Source organism: Synechococcus sp. R5-13, assembly GCF_047462015.1.
In the GTDB taxonomy this organism is placed as follows: Bacteria; Cyanobacteriota; Cyanobacteriia; order Thermostichales; family Thermostichaceae; genus Thermostichus.
Genome location: NZ_JANSIL010000092.1, coordinates 1 through 4404 on the forward strand (window position 1 = coordinate 1; position 4404 = coordinate 4404).

General features: G+C 58.7%; 4 protein-coding genes. All 4 read right to left on the minus strand.

The features are described 5' to 3' along the window. Positions 1 to 131: 131 nt before the first annotated feature. Positions 132 to 734: a hypothetical protein gene (locus NW840_RS07640; protein ID WP_414343463.1), complete on the minus strand. Its 603-nt coding sequence runs from the start codon at positions 732 to 734 to the stop codon at positions 132 to 134. Positions 735 to 787: 53 nt separating this feature from the next. Beyond that, positions 788 to 1312: an acetolactate synthase small subunit gene (gene ilvN / locus NW840_RS07645; protein ID WP_011432604.1), complete on the minus strand. Its 525-nt coding sequence runs from the start codon at positions 1310 to 1312 to the stop codon at positions 788 to 790. Between the two features lie 164 nt (positions 1313 to 1476). After that, positions 1477 to 3990 (minus strand): peptidase U32 family protein, encoded by a 2514-nt coding sequence (locus NW840_RS07650; RefSeq protein ID WP_414343464.1) that lies wholly within the window; start codon positions 3988 to 3990, stop codon positions 1477 to 1479. 145 nt (positions 3991 to 4135) lie between these two features. Further along, positions 4136 to 4369, minus strand: a complete 234-nt coding sequence (locus NW840_RS07655) for a hypothetical protein (RefSeq protein WP_414343466.1) — start codon at positions 4367 to 4369, stop codon at positions 4136 to 4138. Positions 4370 to 4404 lie beyond the last annotated feature (35 nt).

The window sequence follows — 4404 nt, forward strand, 5'->3', positions numbered from 1 at the left end:
GCTACCATGTTGGCAGACTCGAAAGTAAACAGAAAGATCAACTGGTAGTAATCCGTACTGAACATATTATTATACATATACATTATTCTCAGTATAGTTGAGCTTATTATTGACTAGAGTCATGCTCTACTTCAGGTGGGAGTGGAAGTATTGGTAGGGCTGGGAGCTCCATCGGACTCCGTCCTGCCAACGTCGGCGGCAGCAGGTGCAGTTGCCGGCAGTGTAGGTTCTGGCCCGGCAGGAGGCAACTCCGGTGCCGGTGCGGGCTGAGGCAGAAAGTCGATGACCTCCCAAGTCTTGGAATCCGGTGAGCTGTAGGCCAGCAGCCACCGTTCGGGCACGGTTTTGACGCGGTCGGGCGAGCGTTGTGTAGCAACAGTTTGTGCCTTTTGGTGGGCCAGGGTGAGCTGGAAGGGATCCCCTTTGCGGCGATAGGGGCGGCGGGATCCCGGCGGCTGCACGCTCAGGGTGTAGGTGCCGCTGAGGTGATGGCCTTCCAGGGTTTCTCCTGAGGCCAACAGCAAGGGTTCACGGCGATCCTGGCGGATTTTCACATCCTGCAATTGCAGGCGGGCTGCTAGCTGGTCACTGCCCACCAAGGATCCCACCGGCCCGGACAAATGAGCGATCTGATAGGCGAGGGCCTGCTGCACAATCGGTTTTGGCGGTCTAGGGCCGCAGCCGGCCAGCAGCCCCACCAGCACAATAGCCACAAGGCTGAGTGCGCCGCGCACAACCGATCCCTGGCCCCTCCACCCCGACTTCGGCATCGCTTCCCCTGAGGCCATCAGACGGTAACTAAGGTGGGGTGTTGCTTCAGGTATTCCGTATTCACGCCGGACTCGCGGGTGAGAGCCACCAGGCCGGTACGGGCGATCTCACGGATGCCAAAGCTGGTCAACATCTTGATGATGGCCACCATTTTGCCGGGATCCCCGGTTACCTCGAGAGTCAAAGACTCCTCTGCCACATCCACAATCCGGGCACGAAACATTTGGGCCACATCCATAATGGCGGAGCGGGTATCGGGGCTGGCATTGACCTTGACCAGCATCAGCTCCCGTTCCACGCAGGGAACATGGGTGATATCGGTAACTTTCAGCACGTCGATGAGCTTGTAGAGCTGCTTCGTCATCTGCTCCACATCGTGTTCATCGCCCTGCACCACCATGGTGATGCGAGAGATCCCCGGTCGTTCGGTGGGGCCAACGGTGAGGCTGTCGATGTTAAAGCCGCGACGGGCAAACATCCCCGCAATGCGGGTTAAAACGCCAGGCTGATCCTGCACGAGGGCGCTGAGGGTGTGTTTCACGGCAACCAGAGGATAGAGAAAAAGCTGAGAAGAGGTTGGGGAAGCACCTGGGAATAACAATACCCTGAGGAAATTTTACGCCAACTTTGCCGGAATGTTTTTCGCATTGCTCCGGTCGGAGCACAGCTGCAGAGCCGGCGCCCTAGAGAAAGACAGCGCAGCCGTTAACTCTCCAAAGACCCGCGCGTAACCCCCAATTGGCTGTGTAGCTTCAGCTCCTGCCACAGTTGGGATCCGCTGAGTTGACCTTGTAGGAGTTGCTGATAGCGGTGCAGGGTTTGTTGGATCTCGGCGGGGGATTCATGCAAAAATTCGATGCGCAGATAGCGCAGGCCCAAGGCCAATAATTTCGGCACATATTCTGCCCCCGTTTGGGCCTTGCCGTTGTAGAGGGTATTCCGACAGCCGGCATCGGCCTTCAAAATGTGCTCGACATTGGCCCTGTCCCTCAGCTTCACCTCGTGTTTTTCACATGGGCGACCACAATTGGTGTAATCCGTTCCGCTGGATAAAAAGGCGCAAAAGACGCAGTGCTCCATGTGGAACAGGGGCATATGTTGATGAAGGGTAACCTCATACCTATGGGCGGGGCCGGCTTGCAGCAGGGATCCCAGTTGCTCATGGTTGAGGTCATAGGAAGCCGTCAGGCGCTCCAGGTTGTAGCGGGTTTTGAGATAGTGGGCCGTGATGGGATTGGCCACATTCAAGGAAAAATCCCCAATGCAGCGCTGCCCGGCAAAGAAACGGAGATGATCGTAATTTCTCACCAAGTAGCCATCGGCTCCGCCGACCAACACTTGCTTTAGGATCCAGGTTTCTCCCGGCTTGGTGATGCGGGGCGGGGCAGCCCACAGCTCCACCTCAGGATGGGCGGCTTTGGTTGTGCGGATCACCTCCCGATAGCGGCGGGGATCCTCAAACTCCAGATAGATCTGCCGGATACCGCTGGCTATCGCCGCCGGCAGTTGCGCGGGATCCCGCACCAACACCACCAACTGCGGGGATCCCCTTTCGGGCTCCTCCTGAGAAGGCACCAGATCTTGCCAGCGAGCTTCGGGATTGAGTTGCCAGCGCGGGGGCTGAGCTCGCAGAGCTTGTAGGCGTTCCACCGCTTGTCGGCGCATCTGGTTGAGCAGGCTCACCGGCAGCATTACCTCCCCCTGCAAGGCATTGTGCAGGGATCCCAACTTGAAGGGAGTGGAGCCCAAACGGCCCAGTTGCTGTCGCAGTTTTTCGGTGGTGAGGGGTTGGCGGTGGGCAGCTTCCAGGGGCAGCGGCGAATCCACCTGCACCGTATGGCCTTGCTCATCCCGCAGGATCAGCGTCAGCGGGGATCCCACTTGGCCGTGAACCTCCATGTGGACAGGCCGCTGAAAGCGGGGGTGATCCCCGGCGTAGCTTTGGCGCAGGCGTTTTTCCAGTTCCGGGTCGCTGGTCTTCCAGAGGCGATCCCCCACCCGCAGACGTTTGAGATCAATGACCCCCTCTCCGAAGCTGAGCCAGGCCAGCCCCTGCTTCTCTTGCACCCGGTAAACTCGCCCCCCCTGCTCCGGCAACTCCGGCTGCCCCTGGTCAAACACCACGCCGTCCCCAGCTTTGAGGGGTGCCTCCAGCCGGATCCCCACCTGATCCTGTTGGATCCCCACCACTTGCCCCAGGTAAACCCCCCGTTTCTTGCCAAACCGCGCGTGCACCAGCTCCTGGTTGTTGATGCCCCGCAGCCAGCCTGTGTAGAGCCCACGAGAAAAGCTCATCTCCAGCTCGTAGCGTTCCTGTTGCGAGGGCTGCCACGGCTGTCCCACCCCCAGCGCATCCAAGGCCTGCCGATACACCCGCGTTACATTGGCTACATATTCTGGGGATTTCAGCCGGCCCTCAATTTTCAGACAGCGGATCCCCAGCTTCACCAGCTCCGGTAGCACCTCCAGCCCGGCCAAATCTTGAGGGCTGAGCAGATACCGCTTCTCCCCCAAGTCGCGGCGGATCCCGTCTACCACCAGCTCATAGGGCATGCGGCAGGCTTGGGCACATTCCCCCCGATTGGCCGAACGCCCCCCCAGCGCCTCGCTGGTCAGACATTGCCCCGAGTAGGCCACGCACAACGCCCCATGCACAAAGACCTCCAGAGATAGGGAGGATCCCTTCTCTTGCAGATAGGCCTGGATCTGGGCGATTTCCTGGAGGGAACATTCCCGCGCCAGCACCACCACCTCACAGCCCAGCTCAGCGGCAAACTCCGCTCCCACTCCACTGGTGATGGTCATTTGCGTGGAAGCATGGATGGGGAAATCGGGGGAAAGATGCCGGATCAGGCGGGCGATGCCAATATCCTGCACAATCACCGCATCCACCCCCGCCGCAATCATCGAGCGGATGTATCCCTCGGCTTCCGTCAGCTCCCTTGGAAAAACCAGAGTATTCAAAGTAACATAGCCCCGTACCCCCCGCCGGTGCAGCCAGGCCATCAGTTCCGGCAAATCCGCTTCCGTAAAGTTGCGGGCGCGCATCCGGGCGTTGAAGCGCTCCAGCCCAAAGTAAATGGCATCGGCTCCGTTTTCCACTGCCGCCTTGGCACACTCCCAATCCCCCGCCGGGGCCAGCAGCAGGGGCAACTTGGTGGTCAGAGGCGGCGCCTCAAAGTGATCCGTTTCCGCGAAATCTATCCCAGCAGCTTTCATCGGAAGACAGCCCCACAAAGAGAACAAGGGATCCTTTCCCATTCAAAATCAAAAAACCTGAGAGCAGGATCCCCTTGTCTCAGGTCAAGCTGCCTCTGCCGGCGGCCTCTTAACAAAAAACTCGTTCCGTCCGCAAAGGGTCTAGCTAAGAAGCCACCAGCACATTCAGGATCCCGGTGAGGACGGCGCTGAACAAAGCCAACGTTAGGTAGCGGCCAACAGCCGGGTTGTCACCCAGCAGCCGATCGGAAGCGCTGATGGTGAAAAACAAAGACCAGGCCTGAGTAGCGTTGATGGTCTCAAATTGGTTGAATTCAGCGGTGAAGATCTTAAGCCATGACTCAATGCTGATACATTTACGCTGAACACTGCTGAACATCACTGTTCAACTATGCAGCGATAGCATTCTGTTTG

Excerpts from the sequence above, each read along its gene's own strand:
- NW840_RS07650 (WP_414343464.1), bottom strand. The coding sequence starts at position 3,990 with ATGAAAGCTGCTGGGATAGATTTCGCGGAAACGGATCACTTTGAGGCG.
- NW840_RS07655 (WP_414343466.1), bottom strand. The coding sequence starts at position 4,369 with ATGTTCAGCAGTGTTCAGCGTAAATGTATCAGCATTGAGTCATGGCTT.